The sequence below is a fragment of the Leclercia adecarboxylata genome, from assembly GCF_006171285.1.
In the GTDB taxonomy this organism is placed as follows: domain Bacteria; phylum Pseudomonadota; class Gammaproteobacteria; order Enterobacterales; family Enterobacteriaceae; genus Enterobacter; species Enterobacter barmai.
Window position 1 is genome coordinate 26,371 of record NZ_CP040894.1, and the last position, 23,867, is coordinate 50,237.

Genomic DNA, 23,867 nt, shown 5'->3' on the forward strand with positions numbered 1-23,867 from the left:
CACCCGGACATACACCGGTTTCATTACCAGTCGAACGTCGGTATACCTTCTTGCCGATCACCCCCACTGGGTGACATGGATCATGCTGATGTTCGCCTGCTTAATGGCATACTGGATAAGCCAGCGCGCTTCACGGGATAAACCGTGTTTTTTCAGCATGAGCACCGGGTAACGTACGGCATCCACATCGATGATATAACCGAATTCAGATTCATATATCCACTCACTTTCACATTCAGACTGGCAAAGCATCGCAAGTAAATCGTTATCCTTTTTGGTGATATGTTCCAGGCTGCATTTTAGCATTGGGGTAATAAAACGGCAGGTCATCTTCACGCCCGGCATCCATCCCAGTGACACGGTCACGTCATCCCATGACCAGTCTCCGGTTACCGGTACGCTTGCGCTGAGCTGATAGAATGGCAGGCTGACTACCGTAGCCAGATTTCTTCCGCAGGCAAAAACCGCCGCATCTACGCCGTTTTGCCTTGGTCACAAGAGCTTCGCAGTTCCTTGCCCACTCGCCCTGCTCAACAGCGCCTTTTATGCGATTTTTGTTCATCGGCTCGTGATTTATGCTCCACGCCTCCTCCCCACATTCGGTCACCCTCATGCAGTTGCGCTTCACTTCTTTCGCTGTGACCAGCCTAAGGCGGAGTTTTCCCCGCCTCCGGGTTGCTACTTGTCGGGTAGCAGACCTATATTGCTATAAATCCGCCCCCTAAGAACGGTACGTGCGAGTTTCCCCGCATACCGCTCAAGCCTTTAGTAAGTTCTTTGTTTCAGAACCGGCGACAAAACTGTGAATCTGTCGATGGCAATTCGGATGGAGTAATATCAGGTTCGCCAATTCGTTAGATCCTCCCTTGTGTCTAGGATGGATATGATGCAAATGCCATCCTGTTTCCTGCGTGATCAACTCATGGCACGATGGACATCGCATTTTTTGTTTTCTCCAAATGATGTTAAGGCTACGTCTGCCCTTTGCCTGGAGGCTCCAGATCTTTTGAAGTCTCCCTTCAAAGTATTCCTCATCTTCTGGTAAATACGGATTTGCGTTTCCCCTGATTTTTACATGGCGCTTTATTGCAGTATCCGCGGCTCTGACCAATGAGAATGTTTTTCCTTCATGCCCTACGGCGGAGAAGGACCATTCACGCGCACCAATACGCTTGAAGTATTTCTCTTTGATCCAGTACTTGCTTCGTTTGGGATGTCTCCGCTTGCACCAGTACCAGAGCAACTGCCAGATACGATAATCTACGTAACCGTAGGCTACTTTTGCGATGATATGCTGATGATAATTAGCCCATCCCTTAATAACCGGGTTAAGTTTTATAATTAACATCTCTGCTGTCGCCGCTAAGTTGTCTTTAACGATTTCCTTTATCTTTCTTAGGACATTTTTCAGGTTTTTAGCTGATGGTTTTATAAGAAATTTTCCATCATATTTCCTGATGTTCTGTCCGAGAAAGTCAAATCCATTGTCTATATGGGTGATAAGCGTTTTCTTCGGGGATAAGGAAAGCCCGCGTTCCGCCATAAAGGCCTCAATAATCGGTTTTACTTTCTCATTTAGCAGTTCAGATGAAATGCCAGTGACCACGAAGTCATCCGCATATCGCACGACGTTGATTTTGTACTTCTTCCTGTGGTGGTTAGAATATCCCCCAAATGCTTCCCGGAGTCTTCTTTCCAGCCCATCGAGCGCCATATTAGCCAGCACCGGGGATATTGGCGACCCCTGCGGTGTGCCTGAATTCGTTGAGTTAAATAGATTATTTTCTATAAATCCCGCTTTCAGCCATTTCTTGAGCACCTGTTTATCCAACGGAATGTTGGCAAGCAACCAGTCGTGGCTGATGTTATCGAAGCAGCCTTTGATATCGCCTTCGAGCACCCATTTCGCCGAATGCTTTTTCGCCAGGTTAATAAACAAGGCTTCTATCGCATCCGCCGTTGAGCGCATAGGGCGAAAACCGTAGCTATTGTAGTCCGCTACTGACTCGGATGCAGGTTCCAACGCTAACAGGTATAGTGCCTGCATTGCACGATCCTGCATAGTTGGTATCCCCAGAGGGCGACGAGTGCCGTCAGATTTAGGGATGAGTATTCGACGAAGAGGCCTCGGGTTATACCCGCTCCGCTTCATTTTACCCAGAGCATTCCACTTCTTCTCGGGAGTGTTCCAAATATCTCCATCAACGCCGGGAGTACTTTTCCCTGCATTCTCAGTAACCCTTCGTACGGCAATAGTTTTTGCTGAGAAGGATCGAGTCAACATGCGCTGCAAGTATTTCACCTTGCGCCATTGTTGACTCCTTGCAGCCTTCGCGATACGGACCTGTAGCTTCCTCACCTGTTGATGATTGGTTTTCCAGTCTATGGAATGCCAGTGTATCGGGTGGGAGGACGCAGATGCACTGATGTCAGCTGCATTCAACTTGCTTTCCTCCTTAGGGATGCTTTACCTGTTTTCTCGCGATTAAAGACCTGATGGAAGTCTGCCCACTTTCGTGTTGAGGCAAATTTCGAACCCCTATCCACTCCATTACAGAGCGGCCTTCGCTTTCTCCATCTTCCTTTACCCGCACCCCCAACAACTCACTTTGCAGTTCGTTTGCCTCTAGGGCAGGAATACGGGCTTACCAAGTTCCATAAACATCACACGGGCGGGGTAGATCTTGCCTATTCACCGGTGGCCTTATTGTCAGCGATATCTCATCCAGTAAGAGAGTATCCGGCCACGCACCTTTTGGTCTGAGCCTGACAGCAACTTTGGCTCCTTCTACGTCACGATGTTTATCAGCAATTCACATATGTTGATCTTACCGCCCAGCCTAGCGTCTCATCCACCTGTTGCTGGTAGAATCCAGGTTTACCCTCGCGGGGACACCCGATGTCGATGACATGACTACATTGTAGGGATGCTTCATACCTCACCGTTACCAGTGACGCACTATCCTTAGGCTACCGTTAGCTGAATAACGAGTCCCTCTTCCAGATTGGTTGGGACAATGATGAATATGGCTTACGCCATGAGATTCTATGTATATAATTTCACGACTTCTTGTCGCACACTGAATTCGTAAGCAAGTACGGCAGCGACCTCCCGTTTTCCGTCCTTCAGGCGGATTTCGCAAAGCGATTTCCTCGTCAGGTAAGTGAATGCCAGCAGTGTGAGACACACTATCAGTACGCACCAGATAACGGTACTTCGCGGCAGTTTAATAGCCTTCTTCTCCTTGCGCAGAGCGCAGTAAGCGGCTAATCTAGATGTGTCTAGCATGTAGATCAGCCTCGGTTTGTACTGTCCCCCAAAAGTTGGACAGAATAATCGAGGCATCTCAGAAAGAGTCCATGGAATACATGGGCTCTTTTTTGTTTCCTGTTAAAGCTAAATAACGTGTTCCGCAATCGAATTATCCATTACGTTGCTTATTACTTCACCCGTTTCGCTGCTTCATCAATAACCTTTTCGCCATCTTCTTTCGTGAATGCACCCTACTGAGGTTCCGGAATAATTTCCAGTACCACCTCTGAAGGTCTGCACAGCCGGGTTCCTGCAGGTGTGACAACAATTGGCCGGTTGATAAGAATTGGATGCTGCAGCATCAATTCTATTAGTTGCTCATCGGTAAACCTGTCTTCTGCAAGCCCCAGTTGCTCATAAGGCTCAACATTCTTACGCAGCAATGCATGTACCGTAATTCCCATATCTGAAATAAGTTTAATAAGCTCATCGTGGGTCGGGGGTGTATCAAGATAATAAATTATCGTCGGTTCGTTGCCGCTGTTACGGATCATCTCCAGCGTGTTGCGTGAAGTACCACAGGCCGGGTTGTGATAGATGGTAATATTGCTCATATCAGTATCTCATTACAAAGTGACAGAGAGCCGCCACGCCAGCGCGGCCAGGGTGACAAACAGCACCGGCAGAGTCATGACAATGCCGGTACAGAAGTAATATCACCCAGGTGATCGTCATATTTTTCCGGGCAAGCACATGCAGCCACAGCAGGGTTGCCAGACTGCCAATCGGAATGATTTTCGGGCATAAATCATGGCCTCTTTGACGACGCCGGTCGCCGTACTCCCGTCAATCGACAGCGCGCCAAAGGGATGATCGCCGTTGCAGAACTGGCGCTCGAGCTTTTAGAACACATCCGTCAGTTTATTGGCTGATACGGATACAAAAGGCATCTTCGGGTGCCTTTTTTTATTAAACTTCCAGCCAAGCTTTCACCCCCTGCAGGTGTAACCACTTCAATATGTCGATCACATCACTGGCAGAGTACACGCCATAGTTCTGGTGCGTTTGCTCCCCTTTACATTCAGTCACCATAATGGTGTCCAGTGTCACAGGTGACGTAAGGAATTAAACCGTAGGCGTAAAAAAGGCAGCAGCCGCAGCTACGGGAACGTCTGACCGCAACGGAAAAAGCTTACCGCTCCGGATAAACAGCGGTAACTCTGCGTCAGCAGCAACAGGTAGAAATGCAGAAACGTCTCGATACTATCGAAACAAGGTAACTGAAACGGTCACGCTGCGTAGAGCAAGGCTGCAATCCATGAAAAAGCAAAATGCCAATAAAGCGAAGAAGCTTAAATTAATCTTGGCTAAGGCGCTAAATGATGTCACCAAAATGATATATATCCGAGAGCTGAAACAGGCTTGGCGCATCCCCTTTAGCACTTAATTACTCAAATACTCATTTGAGTAAAAACACATTTTTTCATTTACACATTTTTTTTGGTGCGATAAAGTCAGCACTCAAAAACTCATAACAGTAAATACTCATTTACTCATGTGAGTAAAAGTTGTAAAAAATGAGGCGCTAAATGAAAGTTATATCTTTTCTGAATCCTAAGGGCGGAAGCGGTAAAACTACCGTGACAATCAACGTTAGTACCAGCATTGCAAAAAAACATCGTGTAGCAGTTGTCGACACAGATCCACAGCAAAGCCTGGCGAACTGGAACAAAGCAGAAAAAGCAAACTTCGATGTTTTTACTGCTGCATCTGAGAAAGATGTCTATACCATCAGAAAAGAACTGGCGGACTATGACTATGTCATCATCGATGGCGCTGGCGCTCTTTCTGTTATAACTGCAGCTGCTGTGATGGTTAGTGACCTGGTCATCATCCCGGTTACGCCGTCACCTCTTGATTTTTCTGCCTCTGGTGCAGTTATCAGTGTTCTTGAAGCACAGTCGTATAACAGACCGGTAGAATGCCGCTTCCTTATCACACGCAAAATCGAGCAAGCAACAATGCTCACTGTGTTACGGGAAAGTATCACTGCAACAGGTATCGCTTCCTTAAAAACTACAATCACGCAGCGGCAGAGCTACGTTAAATCTGTGCTTGAGGGAGAGACTGTATTTGATACCAATGACGGTGCAGCGAAAGGCGAGATAGAAGTTCTGGCAGGTGAAATCCTCAAGTTAGTTGATTAAATACACATTTACACATAAACTCAAATGAGTAAATGTGTATTGGAGTAATTCAATGAGTTTAGTAAAGCAGAATCGCAATCAGCCAGCACCTGCAAAGGTGATGACTTTCGGTGAAAACAGAGACTTAAATAAAGTCATTTCGACAGCACCTGCGGCTGTACAAAAGCGTTTGAACTTCAACATGCCAGAAGATAAACATCAAAGACTGAAAGCCGCATGTGCTCGAAAAGGAGTATCGATTTCTGACGTGATGAATGATCTTGTCGATGCATGGCTAAAAGAGAATGAGTAAATGATATTTTACTCCTAAACTCATTTACTCAAATTTTCATTAGGCTATTTGTCTACGCTTATCAAAATTGGGTTATGGTCAATGTCAGTTAACAAACCATGAACTACGAGTCCGGTTCGAAGGATACAATCGTAGTGCTCGCCACAGCCTGTGACCGGGCTTGCCCGCGAACAGGCGAGGAAGCGCAATTGCTTAAGGATCGAAGGTAGCACTTACGCTCGAAACACGACCTTGCATATGCTTCTGTAGCATCATGATTAATATCAATTTTATTCACATATCCAACGGATAGATCAATTATTCAGATCAATATACAGATCATGTAAGTACAAAAGAGATCACTCTCCCTATAAGCATATGATCCATAATTAAAAAAACAGGATTCTGACGGTTACTTTCATAAAAAAAGCGGTTACTTTCATGACCGTAGCGTTTACTTTCATAACTGAGGCGGTTATTTTCATAACCTAGATGCGGTTACTATCATAATTATGGCTGCTTTTACTCACTGGATGTGGATAAATGGAAAATTCTGAAGCGCAGCAAAGTCCTTTTGCTATCAACAAGAAAGGTTCTGGAGAAAGTTATGAACTGACTCCGAACAGTAATAAGACAGTTCAGCCTGTAGCTCTGTTACGTCTTAGCGTGTTTACTCCTGTGTCGCCAAAGGAAAAGGGAAAACGCGATTTTCTGATTGATGCTTCTGAAGAACTATCCAGCTTGGAGGTGGCTCGACAGGAAGGCTATACCAACATCAAAATTCAGGGCGCAAAGCTCGGCATGTCAACTGACTTTAAAACCTGGATTGGCATCATTTCTGCTTTCTCCAAGTACGGATATACTGCGGATAAAATTTGTCTGCCGTTCTCTGAGTTTGCGAGGATGTGCGGCCTCCGGCCAACAGATATCAATGGACGTGCCCGTAACCGGTTAAGTGAGGCACTGTTTAACCTATCCAGCGTTACTCTCTCGTTTCGTAGCCAGGATGGAAAGCGCAGCCTCGTTACTCACCTTGTGCAGCGTGCCCAGCTGGACATGGATACTAATATGGTCGAATTAGTCGGTGACCCAAGCCTCTGGGAATTATATCGCTACGATCATAAGGTTCTGCTTGGTCTGAAAGCACTCTCGGCGCTGTCACGTAAAGAGTCTGCTCAGTCTCTGTATGTCTATTTCGAAAGCATGCCAGCAGGCACGCTGTACGTCTCTATGAAGCGTCTACGTGAAAGGCTTGCTATGGAATCTCAGGTTAAAGACCAGAATGCAACCATACGGCGCGCGATGAAGGATCTGAAGAGCATTGGTTATCTTGATTACAACGAGACCAAAAAAGGTCGGGAAATCATGTTCATTGTTCATAACCGCTCGCCGCGACTCGCGTTGACCGTCGCATGAAGGCGGTCACATTCATAACAATGACGCTACAAGGCGGTCATATTCATAATATTCCAATCAAAAACGGTCGTTTTCATAAGTGCAGCCTATTCTGAGGGCTTTACGCCGTTTAAATGAGCCGAGTTTTATGAACGCAGCGATATCTTATCTGTGAGCAAGTTATGAAAGTAACCGCCTGTTTTGAATGCTCCCGCCCATTTATGATAGTGACCGCTTTCCGTTGGATGTTAGTTATCTACACGAAACAGACATTAAGTTAGCTAAGCCATTTTTATCGTGAACAGGGCTAACGATTGCCGCGCAGAAGCTGCAGCGCATCCTGCGTATCGAGTGAGAACCGGACCTGCTGACTGGCGGCCACATCGAGCGCAAATATCTTTGTGTACACTTCCGTTGATTCAAACTTCTTGTGCCCCATCAGGACCTGCAGAATCTTCGGGTGAACATGGCCATATAAAAGGTGCATTGCGAAGCTGTGTCTGAACGTATGCGGGCTGACCGGAATACTGAATCTCACGCCGTCCCGTTCCGCTGCGTCGACGGCACGCTCAAGCCAGTTGCGTACTGTCCGGTCGGTAACTCCCCAGACCGGCATGGCCCGATGTTCACCTATTAGCTTGTCGTCCTCGAATCTTTCCCGCGTGCTCGCAAATAGCCGACGCATTTCATCCACGTATCCGGGGTCTGACAGCGGGATCACCCGGTTCGCACTTTTTTCCTTTTTCGGGCGACCGCCAGCTGTGCGGCGTTGTTTGGCCGTACGGACCACCACGTGCGGGATCTCATCATTGAGGTGAAAGTCCCTTCTTCTGAGTGCCAGTGTTTCGTTGAGGCGTGCGCCGGTGTTCCACAGCGTGTTAATAAAGGCGTGTTGATTCCAGTCGGGTAAGTAATGCAGCAGACCAGCCACTTCCGGTGCCAGAAGGTATTTAGGCATCTCGTTATAGTGCCTGGCCATTTCCCGCAGCGAGAGAGCCCGGCCGTAGTCAAACGGTGCAGAAGTAGCAGTCACCTGCAGGGCAGGGGAGTGATGAACAAAAGCGGGCAGATTCATAACGCACCTGGCGATAAGGATGCGCTACGCAAAATCTGGCCCGATAACCCCCGTTAACCGTGTCATTTTTCACGTAGCGCAATCTGGTGAAGTTCTGGTTCCATTTTCGCCGCTGCCGGCGTCGGAAACTACGGAAAAAACCCGCAGAGCCGGGATCTTACATTTTCCTGTTTCTGGAAATATACCATAAAAAGGAAAGAGATAATTTAGCAGGCTGATCAGAGAAGGATCCAAAATGGATCCTTTTTCCTTGGATGATGTGGTGATCGGGTGGTGGTAAGGCCCATATGATGTGTTCTGTGACAAACTGCCCCCGGTGAGGCAGCGCTTCCTGAAAATACAGAAACCGGAAAGGGCAGTAAATCAGGGTAAGGCGAGACAAGCCCGCCGGGAGTATCAGTTAGGTAGTGATGCTGTCTTACCCATTTCCTTTCAGCATCGCGACCGCCTCCGCCCCCGGCATCTGGAACTGTACCCTGTGACGTGCCGCAACATCGAGCGCAAACACCTTCGTATACACTTCTGTCGAGCTGACCGATTTGTGCCCCATCAGGCTCTGCAGCACCTTCAGCGGAATTCCCGCGTACAGCATGTGCATCGCATAGCTGTGGCGGAAGGTATGTGGTGTCACCGGTACGGAGAACATTACGCCGTCGGCCGCAGCCGCTTCCACGGCTTCACTCAGCCAGGTACGGACCGTGCGATCGGTGATTTCCCAGATACGCGCCTTCTCTGTCTTGCCGGTTCGCTTATTGCGGCGCTCCAGCGGGATCTTCAGGGTGGCCACCATCGTCTCCAGCTGGCTGACATAGTTCGCATCGGAAAGCGGAACGATACGATGACTCTGGCTACCGGCCGGAGCGCGGCCGGCCGTTCTGGTGGCTTTTTCGGTCCGCTGTTTGAGCGTGGCCAGTTGCACGAACGGGTAGGGCGGTGCCAGCGAAAAATCCCCCCGTGTCAGCGCCAGCGCCTCATTAATACGCGCCCCGGTATTCCACAGGGTTGCCAGCAGCATCTTGCGGTGCAGATCGGGCACGTAGTGGAGCAGGGCGCTCACTTCCGGGGCCAGCAGGTATTTCGGCAGTTCGTCCTGGACCAGAGCCATCTGACGTAGGGCCAGAGCGGCTGGATAGTCGATAGACACAGGTAACTGAGCACCTGCTGCCGAATGCCCTCCCAGGGTAACGAGTCCGGTCATGAGGATGACTCTCCCTTCGGAGATATGCGCAGTGCTGACGCGATGATTTCCCGGTTTTCTTCATTACGCCAGTTACCAAACAAGTCAATTTCCTGCCGCATCGACAGATCTGCAGCATCAATTAGTTCTGACACTTTCTGCAGGGCGTTCTGCAGCTGCTGTGCTGAGATCACTCGAGGCTCATCGTGTTCATCCACACCGTTACGGTGTACCAGGTCGTTTCGCCAGTCTGCGATGATACCCAGCGGCTGAACCGGCCAGACGGGCGGAATGTGCAGCACGGCGCCGAAATAGCGCTCAATGGTTTTCACGTTATGAAAGGTCATCCGGGAAACAAAATTCTGAGCCGCAGGCCGGAAAAGTGAAAGATCCATTTCACGTGCCGCATGTTTTACCGGATTTTTGATTTTATCGGACTTCATATAAAACTCATCCCTGAAGCGTGTAAGCGGCCAGTCATGCTCCAGCAGGGCCCTGGCACAGTACATCAGGTACGCCTCCATGACCGTCACTGCATGGACGAAAGACATCCTGTACACCAGTTCAGGCTGCTCCTTATCGAGCAAGGTATATAGTTTCTTCAGTTCCTGCTTTGCGTGCAGATAACGCTGATGAACATTGTTCAGGGAAGCCACAAACAGACCGTGTTCATGATCCCACTGAGCCTGATCGGCAATCGCCTCCTGCTCCCAGTAGTAAAGGTTCGCGGCCTGCTCCCATTCTTCAGAGTTCGGGACAACATCCGGGTAATTATCCGCAAGCCATTCATCAAATCGTTCAGATTCAATATCCATCATCTGCTCTTTCATGCTTCCCATAAGGCCAGTCCCCTTCTGTGTTGTTCTTTAAGTTAGAAATCCCGCCAGCCATTATTTTTTCCTTAATACCAGTTACAGTCCGAGGAAAATGAGACCACTATAAATACTGTTGTGATCAAGATAAGTATCAGAAGGTGGGCAAAGATAAATTTCATCGGACTGTTCATGGAATGCGGTTCTTCCTGTTTGAGACAGGTCAACAAGAAACCAGCATTCATAGCCAGGCAACCATTCTGCGATAACCAATCCTGTTCCGGTAACGATGACCGGCTGGCCTTCGTAACTCGACCCTCGCAAATTTGTCTGATACTTCGAGGGCCAGGTTCTGTAATCCAGCCACAAATGCTTATGCTCGAATGTTCCAGTAAGCGCCATCCATATAGTTTCAACCCCCTGATACATAGTGCCTCGCTAATAGTCACTCAGAGTAATGATGACGCGCAGCACAATCGGCTGAGCACCACCCACATCTGTCACGCTAATGATTTTCACTGCCGTCATCATTTCTGTTCTGATAATAAGCAGCCATATAACCACGGGATTAAATTACCGGAAGCCCGGTTCGCGGTGATCCGATTTTTTCCATATTTACAGGTTTCCGGAAGTGTACCACGCACGAGGAATAAGCAAAGCGGCAATATCGGCCGCTGGGCAGCAGGTCACGATCAGGGGGCGGAATACAACATATAGCGTCATCAGCAGCTGATAAGGACACTACATGTTGTGTGGCGGGGCCGGTGAGCAGCCGGTGACGATCAGCAGATCCGGAACTGCCTTTTTTCGGATCCCGGATGACAAAACGCATGATATTTCCTGTAAATGCAATTATTCATAACATTTATATTCATATATGTTAAAAGTGCGAAATTAGCATCAGTTGTTGGTTATTATTAAGATTTCAGCAACAAACCGTATCCCACCCGCTTCGTTAAAAAAACCGAAGGTCATCAGAAGCGCTCACTGATCGTTCCGGGCTGAGACGGTGGCAGCGTCACGGGTAATGTCTCTATTTTATTGGTCGTGAGGAAGGCCGGATAATGGCCAAACTAAGAAGCCATAGCATTGGGGGCAGCCTGCTGATCTGGTATGATCGAGCAGAGGCTCATCTCAATGAGCAATCCCCGCAACAAATTTTTTCGGGGTGCAACAGACCCTTTAGTGTCCAGGCCTGAAAAAAAAGAAAGCACGGTCTCTGAGAGACTACGGTCCTTACGCAACCATACCGGTTAGCGAGCTTTATATTTTCATTATGACTATCTGTATAACAGGGGAATGAATGTGATTAAAAAAATATGCGAAGTGATTGATGGAGAGTATGTCTGTGACATTGATATCAGTGTGGAAGAATGGAAAACTTTATTAACAAATGATAAAGTTTTTGACACAAAAAGTATTGCAGCGTTAAAAAAATGGTTTATTGAGCCAAATCATTCCTGCACATGCTTCGATATTGGTAAGAAGTACGACCTGCACAGCATGAGTGCTAATGGAGTCATAAACGGACTGGGTGGCAGAGTTCAAAAAGAACTTGGTAGATTCGAGGTTAAAGGTGTCGGAAATATCGCATCCGGTACAAAATTCATTACCGTAATGAAGAGTAAAGAAATCGGCGGAAAACCCAAAAGAAACTTATGGACAATTCGTGAGGAACTTGTTCAGGCAATTAACGAACTGGATTTTTTTGGTACAACAGAAATGGCCAGCAGTGAGTATTACTCTGACGATGAGTTGATCAATGCCATAGAGAAAAGTAATATCTTTGACAACGTTCAGACGTTTGAATATACAGGGGAAGCCAAACCAAAGAAAAATGCAATAGAAGTAAAAAATGGCCTCTCGTATCCCAGGAGTAAAGGCGTATCCCAAAATGCGCTGAATAAAGCAGGTTACAGATGTGAAGTCGATAGTGACCACCCAACATTCAGAAGGCGAAATTCATCCTTAAATTACACAGAACCTCATCACATTGTACCTATGTCCAGGCAAGATGCTTTTGACACATCTCTTGATGTTGAAGAAAATATCATATCTCTGTGTTGCAATTGCCATAAACAAATTCACCTTGGTCAGGGTTATGAAGATATGCTGAAAGAAATATACACTGCGCGAAAAAGGTTATTAAAAAAAGTTGGTATTGATATATCACTGGAAAACTTGATTCTTTATTACAAAATGGAAAGTAAGTGAGATTCAAACGAGAGTGATACCTTCGTTTTATTGGTCGGGATGAACAGCAGATGATGTTTCCGGCAAGTATCGGGTCCAGAAACTTTCTGTTAAAAAAGAGGTAAAAGTAGTCTTGAGCCCTGACTGCGAATTGCCATTGCGCATGACCAGAGAACAGGACGAACCCCTGCCAAACCCAGGCATGAGAAACACCTTTAAAACATAGGCTTAATTAAAATCAGCAATTCCCATCGAAATAATAAGCAAGCAGAATTGGCTCAGGTGAATTTCACTCGGTGCAGTGCATGCGTTGGGGGGGGTAAAAGGAAAAACCCGAAATGAATCGGGTTTTGATTAATTAACGATTAACAGGTTCCCGTGCCCGGGAACACTCTGACTGTACGCGCAATATATTATTTCCGCAATCATTATTTTTGATTACCAAGCCATTTATTCATCTGCTCAATTTCACCTTTTTGAGCTTTAATGATGTCCTGCGCGAGCTTTCTCATTTCCGGATCTTTTCCGTATTTTAGCTCGGTCTCAGCCATTGCTATTGCCCCTTCATGGTGTGCTACCATGGTAATCCTCCCGAAAAAGCAGTGTGTTCATAAGTAGAATTTTCTCGTAATCTCAACTGAGGAGATCTCTATGAAAAAATCACGTTTCACCGACAGCCAAATCATGACCATTCTGAAACAGGCTGAAGCCGGAACACCGGTCCCTGAGCTGTGCCGGGAACATGGCTTCAGCAGCGCCAGCTTCTATAAATGGCGGTCAAAGTTTGGCGGGATGGATGCCTCTCTGATGGCGCGTCTCAAAGAACTGGAAGATGAAAATCGGCGTCTTAAGAAAATGTATGCCGAAGAGCGACTTAAAGCTGAAGTTATTCAGGAAGCTATGTCAAAAAAGTGGTGAGGCCATCTCAACGCCGACAGATGGCCAGACACGCCGTCAGCACGCAGCAAATCAGTATCCGCCTGGCCTGCCAGATTTTTTCTGTCAGTGAAACGTGCTATCGATATCTGCCACGTCTTTCTGTAGAAAATCAGCGTATTGCTGGCTGGCTACTGCGCATTACAGGCAGCCAGCGGAACTGGGGTTTTGGTTTGTGCTTTTTGTACCTGCGTAATGTGAAAGGTTTTCGCTGGAACCATAAACGCGTTTATCGAATTTACTGCGAATTATCACTGAATATGCGGATCAAACCTAAAAAGAGGCTGAAGCGTGATAAGCCAGAGCCGCTTGCGGTGCCGGAATACAGCAACGAATGCTGGTCAATGGACTTCATGCATGATCAGCTTTCAGATGGCCGTTCAGTTCGGCTTTTGAACATTATTGATGACTTCAACCGGGAAGCCCTGGCAATAGAAGTGGACTTCTCGCTGCCGTCCAGTCGGGTAAAACGCACACTTGAGCAGATCATTGAATGGCGAGGTAAACCCGCCGCAATCAGATGTGACAACGGCCCGGAATACACGAGCCACGAATTAATAAACTGGGCGGAGGATAACGGAATAAAACTCAACTTTATTCAGCCGGGAAATCCGCAACAAAACGCTTATATTGAGCGCTATAACCGGACAGTGCGTTATGACTGGCTGGGGCAGTATTTATTTTGTTCGCTGGATGAATTACAACGCTACGCGACAGAATGGCAGTGGTTTTATAATCACGAAAGGCCGAATATGGCACTGGGTGGTTATACGCCAAGACAACATGAGCTGCGCACAGCCTAAGTTCTACTATTGACCTCTGCTAAAAATGGGGGGATTACCCCATGCCTTTCGCAAAAGCCTTGTCGGGATCGGACTCTTTTACAGCGGCCATCATTTTGTCATGCATACCTTTCATGCCGGACATATATTCCTGTGACGATGCCGATGAGGATATATCTGACATTTTCATTTCTGAATGTTCTGCGGAAATCGCTGGCAGGGATAACATCAGTATAACAAAAAGCGAATTTGTGATTTTCATATAATAAACCCTTTCAGATGGTTACCGGATAAGTTTAGCTGAGTCAGACAAAAAAGCCCCCTGAAGGGGGCAAAAAATAACAACATATCCGTATAAGGGACAATCTATCAAGGAAAGGGTAACCGCACGGAAACTTCAGTTGTCATCAGCCCGCATTGATCATGCGGCGGTGTGCATCAGCCATAGCCTGATGGGGGCCGGACTGACCGTTATTCGTAAATTCATGGGCAACAGCTGCTCTTTCATGTTCATTCATCGCCGCAAACGAAGTCGCCGGACGGGAAGCGTTAACGGTGCCAGTTCCCATCATCTTCTGATGACTTTCCGCCATTTTTTTATGTGCATCTGCTGAACCATTGTTCATGGTTTCATGAACAATAATAGCCTGTTCATGCTGATCCATACCGGCCATCCGTGGAGCTGCCCCCTGGATGGCGGCTGGAGTTGAAGAAGACTGCATCTGATGGGCCGGAGCCTGAGCATTATTGACACGCTCATGGATATTTACAGTTTCAGTGGCCCAGGCCGTAGAAATTAAGCTCAAACCTAACACTGATGCTAAGACGATATTTTTCATGGTAACTCTCCATTTCTGAATTAGTGATGTCCGTGAATTTCGATCTGTGTCCTCAGTAGTACAACTGACAACTCTACAGACCTTATTCCGCCGGGATGAGGCTTTAATACAACTCCTGGCTTGTGCTGATGCCGTGTATGGATGAAGTAATAACGCCTTCCTGATAAGTTGCACTAATTATATCGAATGGCTTCTGTTTGCTGCATGACAGGCTAATGACATCTTTGTCATTTAAATCTTTATTCTCAGTACTGGGTTTCCGGAATCATTTTCTCCAGTCTGGGCACGGATAGGATAAAACGAGTTGAACGTACGTCCGATTCCACCTGCACTCTTCCGTGATGTGCTTCCACGATGGACTTCACAATCGCAAGGCCGATGCCGCTGCCTTCTCCTTTTCGTTGTCTGGACGGATCTACCCGATAAAAACGGTCAAACAGCCTTGATAAATGCTCTTCAGGGATTGGTTTCCCCGGATTTTCAATCACAAGGTCAAAAAAGCTCTCCTGCTCTCTTATTGAGACGGTGATTGCCTGTCCCTCCGGGGTATAACGCAGGGCATTGGATAACAGATTATTGATCGCCCTTCTGAACATTTGTGGATCTCCCTCAACCAGGCAGGGCATCCCGTTAAATTTGAGCGTGATATTGCGTTCTTCGGCCCAGGCTTCGAAAAACTCGAAGACTTTCATGACTTCCGCTCTGAGGTCAAACATGACCCTGTCAGGTATCAGCTGATTATTATCTGCCTGTGCCAGGAACAGCATATCGCTGACCATTTTGGTCATCCGGTTATACTCTTCAAGACTGGAATAGAGGACATCCTCAAGTTCCCTCTGGGTTCGATCCTGACTCAGTGCGATTTCAGTCTGCGTCACCAGATTGGTGATGGGCGTTCTGATCTCATGCGCGATATCGGCAGAGAAATTGGCCTGGCGGGTAAAGACATCCTCAATCTTTCCAATCATATGATTGAACGAGATAACCAGTTGCTCCAGCTCAATGGGAACGCGTGTCGGTTCCAGTCGCGCATCAAGATTCTCGGAGGTGATGTTTTTAATGGCATTGCTGACATTACGAAGGGGCAGGTGCCCCTGACGGACAGCGATTCGAATGATCAGAACAATCAACAGGCTTATCACGACGGCAATCGCAATCAGGTTCTTTTTCAGCGCATCGAGGTAATGGAGATGGAAATTAATGGATAGGCCAGTCAGCATGACATAGTTCTGCTGTTTGCCCTGAAATATCGCCTGACCAGAGGAGGCGATAATCCTGTATGTTTCCATCTTCATTTCGGACCCGGTATCCATCGGTCCCGCAGGATCCTCCACCGTCCAGAGAAAGACATCCCGTGCGCGGCTGTGCTCGCTAAAATCTGCTGAATTCACTGCCGGGCGTAGTGCCGCCCCCTGAGCTGAGCTAAAGAGCACTTCACCCCTGGGATTGAGGAGCAAAAGGGCAACGTTGCGGTAGCTGGCAATTGATTCCTTTATTTTGCTTATTTTTTTATCATCCGGATCCACCGGGGACTGCAGTATACGGTTCAGTGTGGTGCTGATTTGTTGAAGATCGCTGACATCCTGCTCGGCAAAATGATTTTCAACAGAATGCAGCATAAACCAGGTGAAGGCGATAAAAGCCAGTATCGTGGACAGGCTGATAAAAAAGGTCAGCCGCAGAGCGAGTGAGAAAGGGCGTCTGGAAGGTTTGCTATGCATCCGGGACCTCCAGCATGTAGCCCACGCCCCGGACTGTCTGGATCAGCTTTGTCTCGTAATCGTTGTCTATTTTAGCGCGGAGTCGCTTTACTGCGACATCGATCGCATTAGTGTCGCTGTCAAAATTCATGTCCCAGACCTGAGAGGCAATCAGGGAGCGGGGAAGAACCTCTCCCTGATGGCGAATGAAAAATTCCAGCAGGCTGAACTCTTTACTGGTGAGCACAATGCGGTTTCCGGCGCGACTGACTTTTCTGGATACGAGATCAATCGAGAGGTCAGCCACCTTAAACTGGCTTTCCGTGATCATCGTGTTTCCCCGCCTCAGAAGGGTTCTCACCCGGGCGAGCAGTTCGGCAAACGCAAAGGGTTTAACCAGATAATCGTCCGCACCCAGTTCCAGTCCTTTGACCCTATGTTCGATCGTGCCGAGGGCTGTCAGCAGTAAGACCGGCATACCCTTTCCGGCAGTGCGCAGCATGCGGATGATATCCCAGCCGTTCACATCAGGTAGCATGATATCCAGAATGACTAAATCATACTCGGCTGTCATGGCGAGATGATATCCGGTAAGACCATTATCAGCGTGATCCACTACGAACCCTGCCTCTGTAAGCCCTTTGCTGAGATATTCACCTGTTTTAATTTCGTCTTCGACGATCAATATTTTCATCTTGCTCCCCGGCTGGCTGCTAATGTCATTCTATTGCGCCCACGATCGTTATCAACGGATTACAGCAAAAATGACAACATTGTCATTATCCTGTCACTCGGCAAACAGAGAGCGTTAGGTAAAGTACCCCTATCAATACTCTGGACTTCATTTGAACCATTTACCAGGTCTGCCTGGACGAGAAGCGTTATGTTCAAATTAAAATTACTCAGCATTAGCACGATATTCATCCTGGCAGGCTGCGTGTCGCTTGCGCCTGAATATCAGCGGCCCGCAGCACCGGTACCCCAGCAGTTTTCACTGTCCCATAACAGCCTGACGCCAGCGGTAAATGGCTATCAGGATACGGGCTGGCGTAACTTTTTTGTCGATCCCCAGGTTACCCGGTTGATCGGTGAAGCTCTGACTAATAACCGTGATTTGAGAATGGCTGCCCTGAAGGTTGAAGAGGCCCGAGCCCAGTTCAACGTCACGGATGCAGATCGTTATCCCCAGCTGAATGCCTCATCCGGGATAACATACAGCGGTGGTCTGAAAGGTGACAAGCCGACCACACAGGAGTACGACGCGAGACTGGAGCTCAGCTATGAGCTCGATTTTTTCGGCAAACTTAAGAACATGAGTGATGCTGACCGCCAGAACTACTTTGCCAGCGAAGAAGCCCGTCGGGCCGTACACATCCTGCTGGTCTCCAACGTTTCACAGAGCTATTTCAGCCAGCAACTGGCGTACGAACAACTCCGTATTGCGCGGGAAACGCTGAAAAATTATGAACAGTCCTATGCTTTCGTTGAGCAACAGCTCGTGACCGGGAGTACGAACGTTCTGGCACTTGAACAGGCGAGAGGACAAATCGAAAGTACCCGCGCCGAAATAGCCAAACGAGAAGGCGATCTGGCTCAGGCAAACAATGCCCTGCAACTGGTGCTGGGAACGTACCGCGCACTTCCGTCAGAAAAAGGGATGAAAGGCGGGGAGATCGCACCAGTAAAATTGCCACCAAATCTATCTTCACAAATTTTGCTGCAGCGACCGGATATTATGGAAGCGGAATATCAGCTGAAAGCGGCTGATGCCAATATTGGCGCAGCGCGAGCGGCCTTTTTCCCCTCCATTACCCTGACCAGTGGTCTTTCCGCAAGCAGTACGGAGCTGTCCAGCCTGTTTACGTCAGGAAGTGGAATGTGGAATTTTATCCCTAAAATTGAAATTCCTATTTTTAATGCTGGCAGGAATAAAGCCAATCTGAAGCTGGCTGAAATTCGCCAGCAACAATCGGTGGTTAATTACGAACAAAAAATTCAGTCAGCCTTTAAGGATGTTTCCGACACGCTTGCGCTGCGCGACAGCCTTAGCCAGCAACTTGAGTCACAGCAGCGTTATCTTGATTCACTTCAGATAACTCTCCAGCGTGCCAGAGGATTATATGCAAGTGGTGCTGTCAGTTACATCGAAGTGCTGGATGCAGAACGTTCCCTCTTCGCTACGCAGCAAACCATTCTCGATCTTACCTATTCCCGACAGGTTAACGAAATTAATCTGTTTACCGCGCTGGGTGGCGGTTGGGTAGAGTAAATTTATTTAATTAATCAGGAAATTAAAAATGCGTAATTCACTTAAAGCCGTTTTATTTGGTGCCTTCTCTGTCATGTTTTCTGCCGGTCTTCATGCTGAAACACATCAGCATGGCGATATGAATGCTGCCAGTGATGCTTCGGTACAGCAGGTTATCAAGGGCACCGGTGTCGTTAAAGACATTGATATGAATAGTAAAAAGATTACCATTTCGCACGAAGCAATCCCTGCTGTGGGCTGGCCTGCAATGACCATGCGCTTCACTTTTGTTAATGCAGACGACGCTATCAATGCCCTGAAAACCGGCAACCATGTCGATTTCTCGTTTATTCAGCAGGGCAATATCTCCTTACTCAAAAGCATTAACGTTACGCAATCCTGATTATCAGTCCGGAGCGAATACATCCAGTGCGCCTGAACATTCATTAAGGGATTACTGTGAATGAATGATCGGGCGCATATGCCAGGTGTTTTGATTTTTCAGCGAGAAATTGTATGGCTTCTTTAAAGATAAAATATGCTGCAATAATTATCAGCAGCCTCATAGCAGGAGGGCTGATATCGGTTACTGCCTGGCAGTATGTAAACTCATCACAAAAAACAGTACAAACCGAACAAAAGGCACCGGAGCGAAAGGTACTTTTCTGGTATGACCCGATGAAACCGGATACCAAATTTGATAAACCCGGAAAATCTCCCTTTATGGATATGGACCTGGTGCCAAAATATGCTGATGAAAGCGGCGATAAAAGCAGTGGCGGGATCCGTATCGATCCAACGCAGGTTCAGAATCTGGGATTAAAAACGCAAAAAGTCACGCGAGGAATGCTGAATTATTCTCAGACAATCCCGGCTAATGTCAGTTACAACGAGTATCAGTTTGTCATTGTGCAGGCGCGCTCTGACGGTTTCGTCGAAAAAGTGTATCCCCTGACGATTGGCGATCATGTGAAGAAAGGCACTCCGCTTATCGATATCACCATTCCTGAATGGGTTGAGGCACAAAGTGAGTTCCTGCTGTTATCCGGTACAGGCGGTACGTCAACCCAGATAAAAGGGGTTCTGGAGCGACTTCGTCTGGCTGGTATGCCGGAAGAGGATATTCAAAGGCTGCGTTCAACCCGCACAATCCAGACCCGTTTTACCATTAAAGCACCTATTGATGGTGTCATTACTGCGTTTGACCTGCGCACCGGAATGAATATTTCGAAAGATAAAGTAGTGGCTCAGATTCAGGGGATGGACCCGGTCTGGATCAGCGCTGCAGTGCCAGAATCTATCGCATATCTGCTGAAAGATACGTCGCAGTTTGAAATTTCGGTACCGGCTTATCCGGATAAAACATTCCATGTCGAAAAATGGAACATTCTTCCCAGCGTGGATCAGACAACCCGTACGCTTCAGGTCCGTCTCCAGGTTTCTAATAAGGATGAGTTTCTCAAGCCGGGCATGAATGCCTATCTGAAACTGAATACCAGGAGCCAGGAGATGCTGCTGATACCAAGCCAGGCCGTTATCGATACCGGCAAAGAACAGCGCGTGATTACTGTTGATGATGAAGGCAAGTTTGTGCCGAAACAGATCCACGTTCTGCATGAATCACAGCAACAGTCCGGCATTGGCTCCGGCCTGAATGAAGGCGATACCGTGGTGGTCAGTGGCCTGTTCCTCATTGACTCCGAAGCCAATATTACGGGCGCGCTGGAACGTATGCGCCACCCTGAAAAAACAGAAAACAGTATGCCAGCAATGTCTGAGCAGCCTGTAAATATGCATTCAGGGCACTGAGGAGACGACGATGATTGAATGGATTATCCGGCGCTCTGTCGCCAACCGTTTCCTGGTCATGATGGGCGCACTGTTTCTCAGCATCTGGGGCACATGGACGATAATTAACACGCCGGTCGATGCGCTGCCTGACCTGTCAGATGTGCAGGTCATTATTAAAACCAGCTATCCCGGACAGGCCCCGCAGATTGTAGAAAACCAGGTCACCTATCCGCTTACCACCACCATGCTGTCCGTACCTGGCGCAAAAACCGTGCGTGGCTTTTCACAGTTCGGTGATTCGTATGTGTATGTCATTTTTGAAGACGGCACCGATCTGTACTGGGCCCGTTCGCGCGTGCTGGAATACCTGAATCAGGTTCAGGGCAAACTGCCTGCGGGTGTGAGCTCTGAAATCGGCCCGGACGCCACGGGAGTGGGCTGGATATTTGAATATGCCCTTGTCGATCGCAACGGAAAACACGACCTTTCAGAACTGCGCTCTCTGCAGGACTGGTTCCTGAAATTTGAGCTGAAAACCATCCCGAACGTGGCTGAGGTCGCTTCGGTTGGCGGCGTGGTGAAACAGTACCAGATTCAGGTCAATCCGGTAAAACTGTCCCAGTACGGTATCAGCCTGCCCGAAGTGAAACAGGCACTTGAATCGTCTAACCAGGAGGCCGGTGGCTCATCCGTTGAAATGGCCGAAGCGGAGTATATGGTCCGTGCCAGCGGTTATCTTCAGAGCATTGATGATTTTAATAACATCGTCCTGAAAACAGGTGAGAACGGCGTGCCGGTTTATCTGCGGGATGTTGCCCGCGTGCAGACCGGGCCCGAAATGAGGCGTGGTATTGCCGAGCTGAACGGCCAGGGAGAAGTCGCTGGCGGCGTGGTGATCCTGCGGTCGGGTAAAAATGCGCGCGACGTTATCACGGCAGTGAGGGATAAACTGGAGACGCTGAAGGCCAGCCTGCCGGAAGGCGTTGAAATCGTGACCACCTACGATCGCAGCCAGTTAATCGACCGGGCGATTGATAACCTCAGTTCCAAACTTCTGGAAGAGTTTATCGTGGTGGCCATCGTCTGTGCTCTGTTCCTGTGGCACGTACGTTCTGCCCTGGTGGCGATTATCTCTCTGCCGCTTGGCCTGTGTATCGCCTTTATCGTCATGCACTTCCAGGGACTGAACGCCAATATCATGTCGCTGGGAGGGATAGCGATTGCCGTCGGTGCGATGGTGGATGCCGCCATTGTGATGATTGAAAATGCGCACAAACGGCTTGAGGAGTGGGATCATCAGCATCCGGGTGAGCAGATTGACAACGCCACCCGCTGGAAGGTGATTACCGACGCCTCCGTGGAAGTGGGACCCGCGTTGTTCATTAGCCTGCTGATCATCACCCTGTCCTTTATTCCTATCTTTACCCTGGAAGGGCAGGAAGGTCGTCTGTTTGGCCCGCTGGCATTCACGAAAACGTACTCCATGGCGGGAGCGGCCGCACTGGCCATCATCGTCATTCCTATTCTGATGGGATTCTGGATCCGGGGGAAAATTCCTGCCGAGACAAGTAACCCCCTGAACCGGGTGCTGATCAAAGCGTATCATCCTTTGCTGCTGCGGGTCCTCCACTGGCCAAAAACAACCCTGCTGGTTGCGGCCTTGTCCATTTTCACGGTTATCTGGCCACTGAGTCAGGTGGGCGGTGAATTTCTGCCGAAGATTAACGAGGGCGATCTGCTGTATATGCCGTCGACCTTGCCTGGCGTCTCTCCGGCAGAAGCTGCAGCGCTCCTGCAGACAACAGACAAGTTAATCAAAAGCGTTCCTGAAGTGGCTTCTGTATTTGGCAAGACCGGTAAAGCAGAGACCGCAACGGATTCCGCGCCGCTCGAAATGGTGGAAACCACGATCCAGCTCAAACCTGAGGATCAGTGGCGTCCCGGCATGACAATTGACAAGATTATTGATGAACTCGACAGGACAGTCCGTTTACCGGGTCTGGCAAACCTCTGGGTGCCGCCTATCCGTAACCGTATTGATATGCTCTCAACCGGGATCAAAAGCCCGATAGGTATCAAAGTGTCCGGGACTGTTCTGTCCGATATCGACGCGACGGCGCAGAGTATCGAGGCGGTAACCAAAACGGTACCGGGTGTGGTGTCTGTCCTGGCTGAGCGACTGGAAGGTGGACGTTACATTGATGTGGACATTAACCGGGAAAAAGCTTCCCGGTACGGGATGACAGTAGGTGATGTCCAGCTGTTCGTCTCATCAGCCATCGGCGGTGCGACGGTAGGGGAAACGGTGGAAGGCGTGGCCCGGTACCCTATTAACATTCGTTACCCACAGGATTACCGCAACAGTCCGCAGGCGCTGAAACAGATGCCGATCCTGACCCCGATGAAGCAGCAGATCACACTGGGCGATGTTGCCGATATTAAAGTCGTTTCTGGACCAACCATGCTGAAAACCGAAAATGCCCGGCCAGCCAGCTGGATTTATGTTGATGCCCGCGGCAGGGACATGGTGTCGGTGGTTAACGACATTAAGACGGCCATCAGCGAGAAAGTGAAACTGAGACCGGGAACCAGTGTGGCATTCTCCGGACAGTTTGAACTGCTTGAGCATGCCAACAAGAAACTGAAGCTGATGGTGCCGATGACGGTGATGATCATTTTCATCCTGTTGTATCTGGCATTCCGCCGGGTTGACGAAGCCCTGCTGATCCTGATGAGCCTGCCGTTCGCCCTGGTTGGCGGAATATGGTTCCTGTACTGGCAGGGCTTCCATATGTCAGTGGCGACCGGAACCGGGTTTATCGCCCTGGCCGGGGTGGCAGCAGAGTTTGGCGTGGTCATGCTGATGTATCTGCGTCATGCCATTGAAGCGCACCCGGAATTGTCCCGTAAAGAGACGTTCACACCGGAAGGTCTTGATGAAGCCCTCTATCATGGTGCCGTACTGCGTGTCCGGCCGAAAGCCATGACCGTGGCGGTGATCATTGCGGGTCTGCTGCCAATACTCTGGGGAACCGGCGCAGGTTCAGAAGTCATGAGCCGTATTGCTGCGCCAATGATTGGTGGGATGATCACGGCTCCGCTGCTGTCCCTGTTCATTATTCCTGCCGCCTACAAATTAATCTGGCTGCGCAGACATAAAAAAAGCGTGTCATAACCCTGAAAGGGCG

At 48.6% G+C, this 23,867-nt stretch carries 19 protein-coding genes and 5 pseudogenes; 10 read left to right on the plus strand and 14 right to left on the minus strand.

What is annotated here, in order from left to right:
* Positions 1–57 precede the first annotated feature (57 nt).
* The 6 genes and pseudogenes from FHN83_RS27215 to FHN83_RS27240 form a co-directional block, all read right to left on the minus strand.
* Positions 58–366 carry a DUF5983 family protein gene (locus FHN83_RS27215; RefSeq protein ID WP_072207057.1) on the minus strand — a complete coding sequence of 103 codons (309 nt, stop codon included), beginning with the start codon at positions 364–366 and terminating at the stop codon, positions 58–60.
* Between the two features lie 391 nt (positions 367–757).
* Positions 758–2,443, minus strand: a complete 1,686-nt coding sequence (ltrA, locus tag FHN83_RS27225) for a group II intron reverse transcriptase/maturase (protein WP_109873927.1) — start codon at positions 2,441–2,443, stop codon at positions 758–760.
* Positions 2,444–2,945: 502 nt separating this feature from the next.
* Complete coding sequence (locus FHN83_RS28770; protein ID WP_327062119.1) at positions 2,946–3,203, minus strand: DUF5431 family protein; 258 nt, start codon at positions 3,201–3,203, stop codon at positions 2,946–2,948.
* A pseudogene (locus FHN83_RS28775) lies at positions 3,146–3,346 on the minus strand (Hok/Gef family protein); the annotation flags it as partial. The pseudogene FHN83_RS28775 and the gene FHN83_RS28770, both read right to left, overlap by 58 nt.
* Positions 3,347–3,441: 95 nt before the next feature.
* Positions 3,442–3,867, minus strand: a pseudogene (arsC, locus tag FHN83_RS27235) (glutaredoxin-dependent arsenate reductase).
* Positions 3,868–3,879: 12 nt separating this feature from the next.
* Positions 3,880–4,116, minus strand: a pseudogene (locus FHN83_RS27240) (ArsB/NhaD family transporter); the annotation flags it as partial.
* Positions 4,117–4,571: 455 nt separating this feature from the next.
* On the opposite strand from FHN83_RS27240, the gene FHN83_RS28780 reads away from it, so the two are divergent.
* The 4 genes from FHN83_RS28780 (at position 4,572) to FHN83_RS27255 (ending at position 7,147) form a co-directional block, all read left to right on the plus strand.
* The gene (locus FHN83_RS28780; protein ID WP_255296782.1) at positions 4,572–4,700 is read left to right on the plus strand and encodes a hypothetical protein; all 129 of its coding nucleotides are present in this window, start codon (positions 4,572–4,574) and stop codon (positions 4,698–4,700) included.
* A gap of 142 nt (positions 4,701–4,842) precedes the next feature.
* The gene (locus tag FHN83_RS27245; RefSeq protein ID WP_139565659.1) at positions 4,843–5,460 is read left to right on the plus strand and encodes a ParA family protein; all 618 of its coding nucleotides are present in this window, start codon (positions 4,843–4,845) and stop codon (positions 5,458–5,460) included.
* 52 nt (positions 5,461–5,512) lie between these two features.
* Positions 5,513–5,752: a plasmid partition protein ParG gene (locus FHN83_RS27250; protein WP_117087790.1), complete on the plus strand. Its 240-nt coding sequence runs from the start codon at positions 5,513–5,515 to the stop codon at positions 5,750–5,752.
* 522 nt (positions 5,753–6,274) lie between these two features.
* Positions 6,275–7,147 carry a RepB family plasmid replication initiator protein gene (locus tag FHN83_RS27255; RefSeq protein WP_139565660.1) on the plus strand — a complete coding sequence of 291 codons (873 nt, stop codon included), beginning with the start codon at positions 6,275–6,277 and terminating at the stop codon, positions 7,145–7,147.
* Positions 7,148–7,433: 286 nt separating this feature from the next.
* Here the strand turns inward: FHN83_RS27255 and FHN83_RS27260 are convergent, their stop codons facing one another.
* The 3 genes from FHN83_RS27260 to FHN83_RS27270 form a co-directional block, all read right to left on the minus strand.
* Entirely contained in the window at positions 7,434–8,201 is a 768-nt protein-coding gene (locus FHN83_RS27260) for a tyrosine-type recombinase/integrase (RefSeq protein WP_139565661.1), read from the minus strand.
* 418 nt (positions 8,202–8,619) lie between these two features.
* Positions 8,620–9,399 (minus strand): site-specific integrase, encoded by a 780-nt coding sequence (locus FHN83_RS27265; RefSeq protein WP_139565662.1) that lies wholly within the window; start codon positions 9,397–9,399, stop codon positions 8,620–8,622.
* Positions 9,396–10,217, minus strand: a complete 822-nt coding sequence (locus FHN83_RS27270) for a hypothetical protein (RefSeq protein WP_111969899.1) — start codon at positions 10,215–10,217, stop codon at positions 9,396–9,398. Before FHN83_RS27270 ends, FHN83_RS27265 begins: the two co-directional genes overlap by 4 nt.
* A gap of 1,278 nt (positions 10,218–11,495) precedes the next feature.
* Here FHN83_RS27270 and FHN83_RS27275 point away from each other — a divergent pair.
* Entirely contained in the window at positions 11,496–12,404 is a 909-nt protein-coding gene (locus tag FHN83_RS27275) for an HNH endonuclease (RefSeq protein WP_007374408.1), read from the plus strand.
* Between the two features lie 407 nt (positions 12,405–12,811).
* On the opposite strand, the pseudogene FHN83_RS27280 reads toward FHN83_RS27275, so the two are convergent.
* Positions 12,812–12,964: pseudogene (locus FHN83_RS27280) on the minus strand (DUF305 domain-containing protein); the annotation flags it as partial.
* A 70-nt stretch (positions 12,965–13,034) separates the two neighbouring features.
* Here FHN83_RS27280 and FHN83_RS27285 point away from each other — a divergent pair.
* A protein-coding gene (locus FHN83_RS27285) for an IS3 family transposase (protein ID WP_088569307.1) occupies positions 13,035–14,122 on the plus strand; the annotation gives its coding sequence in 2 pieces (ribosomal slippage) (positions 13,035–13,287 and positions 13,287–14,122; 1,089 coding nt in all).
* A 40-nt stretch (positions 14,123–14,162) separates the two neighbouring features.
* On the opposite strand, the pseudogene FHN83_RS27290 reads toward FHN83_RS27285, so the two are convergent.
* The 4 genes and pseudogenes from FHN83_RS27290 to silR form a co-directional block, all read right to left on the minus strand.
* Positions 14,163–14,363: pseudogene (locus FHN83_RS27290) on the minus strand (DUF305 domain-containing protein); the annotation flags it as partial.
* Positions 14,364–14,508: 145 nt separating this feature from the next.
* Entirely contained in the window at positions 14,509–14,940 is a 432-nt protein-coding gene (gene silE / locus FHN83_RS27295; protein ID WP_007374411.1) for a silver-binding protein SilE, read from the minus strand.
* A gap of 245 nt (positions 14,941–15,185) precedes the next feature.
* Entirely contained in the window at positions 15,186–16,661 is a 1,476-nt protein-coding gene (gene silS, locus FHN83_RS27300; protein ID WP_007374412.1) for a copper/silver sensor histidine kinase SilS, read from the minus strand.
* Positions 16,654–17,334, minus strand: coding sequence for a copper/silver response regulator transcription factor SilR (silR, locus tag FHN83_RS27305; RefSeq protein ID WP_000697968.1), 681 nt, complete (start codon positions 17,332–17,334; stop codon positions 16,654–16,656). Before silR ends, silS begins: the two co-directional genes overlap by 8 nt.
* Positions 17,335–17,523: 189 nt before the next feature.
* Here silR and silC point away from each other — a divergent pair, with 189 nt between their 5' ends.
* The 4 genes from silC to silA all read left to right on the plus strand — a co-directional run bounded on the left by silC (position 17,524) and on the right by silA (position 23,854).
* Positions 17,524–18,909: a Cu(+)/Ag(+) efflux RND transporter outer membrane channel SilC gene (silC, locus tag FHN83_RS27310; RefSeq protein ID WP_000475503.1), complete on the plus strand. Its 1,386-nt coding sequence runs from the start codon at positions 17,524–17,526 to the stop codon at positions 18,907–18,909.
* 28 nt (positions 18,910–18,937) lie between these two features.
* A complete protein-coding gene (cusF, locus tag FHN83_RS27315; protein WP_001246153.1) occupies positions 18,938–19,291 on the plus strand; it encodes a cation efflux system protein CusF in 354 nt (117 codons plus the stop codon).
* A gap of 113 nt (positions 19,292–19,404) precedes the next feature.
* A complete protein-coding gene (gene silB / locus FHN83_RS27320; protein ID WP_042946269.1) occupies positions 19,405–20,697 on the plus strand; it encodes a Cu(+)/Ag(+) efflux RND transporter periplasmic adaptor subunit SilB in 1,293 nt (430 codons plus the stop codon).
* Between the two features lie 10 nt (positions 20,698–20,707).
* On the plus strand, positions 20,708–23,854 hold the full coding sequence (gene silA / locus FHN83_RS27325; RefSeq protein ID WP_103793516.1) for a Cu(+)/Ag(+) efflux RND transporter permease subunit SilA: 3,147 nt from the start codon (positions 20,708–20,710) through the stop codon (positions 23,852–23,854).
* The last annotated feature ends 13 nt before the right edge of the window (positions 23,855–23,867 follow it).

Coding starts and splice junctions, on each gene's coding strand:
- FHN83_RS27255 (WP_139565660.1), top strand. CDS start 6,275: ATGGAAAATTCTGAAGCGCAGCAAAGTCCTTTTGCTATCAACAAGAAA.
- FHN83_RS27270 (WP_111969899.1), bottom strand. CDS start 10,217: ATGGGAAGCATGAAAGAGCAGATGATGGATATTGAATCTGAACGATTT.
- silR (WP_000697968.1), bottom strand. CDS start 17,334: ATGAAAATATTGATCGTCGAAGACGAAATTAAAACAGGTGAATATCTC.
- FHN83_RS27265 (WP_139565662.1), bottom strand. CDS start 9,399: ATGACCGGACTCGTTACCCTGGGAGGGCATTCGGCAGCAGGTGCTCAG.
- FHN83_RS27245 (WP_139565659.1), top strand. CDS start 4,843: ATGAAAGTTATATCTTTTCTGAATCCTAAGGGCGGAAGCGGTAAAACT.
- FHN83_RS28780 (WP_255296782.1), top strand. CDS start 4,572: ATGAAAAAGCAAAATGCCAATAAAGCGAAGAAGCTTAAATTAATCTTG.
- silE (WP_007374411.1), bottom strand. CDS start 14,940: ATGAAAAATATCGTCTTAGCATCAGTGTTAGGTTTGAGCTTAATTTCT.
- silA (WP_103793516.1), top strand. CDS start 20,708: ATGATTGAATGGATTATCCGGCGCTCTGTCGCCAACCGTTTCCTGGTC.
- FHN83_RS27250 (WP_117087790.1), top strand. CDS start 5,513: ATGAGTTTAGTAAAGCAGAATCGCAATCAGCCAGCACCTGCAAAGGTG.
- silB (WP_042946269.1), top strand. CDS start 19,405: ATGGCTTCTTTAAAGATAAAATATGCTGCAATAATTATCAGCAGCCTC.
- silS (WP_007374412.1), bottom strand. CDS start 16,661: ATGCATAGCAAACCTTCCAGACGCCCTTTCTCACTCGCTCTGCGGCTG.
- cusF (WP_001246153.1), top strand. CDS start 18,938: ATGCGTAATTCACTTAAAGCCGTTTTATTTGGTGCCTTCTCTGTCATG.
- silC (WP_000475503.1), top strand. CDS start 17,524: ATGTTCAAATTAAAATTACTCAGCATTAGCACGATATTCATCCTGGCA.
- FHN83_RS27260 (WP_139565661.1), bottom strand. CDS start 8,201: ATGAATCTGCCCGCTTTTGTTCATCACTCCCCTGCCCTGCAGGTGACT.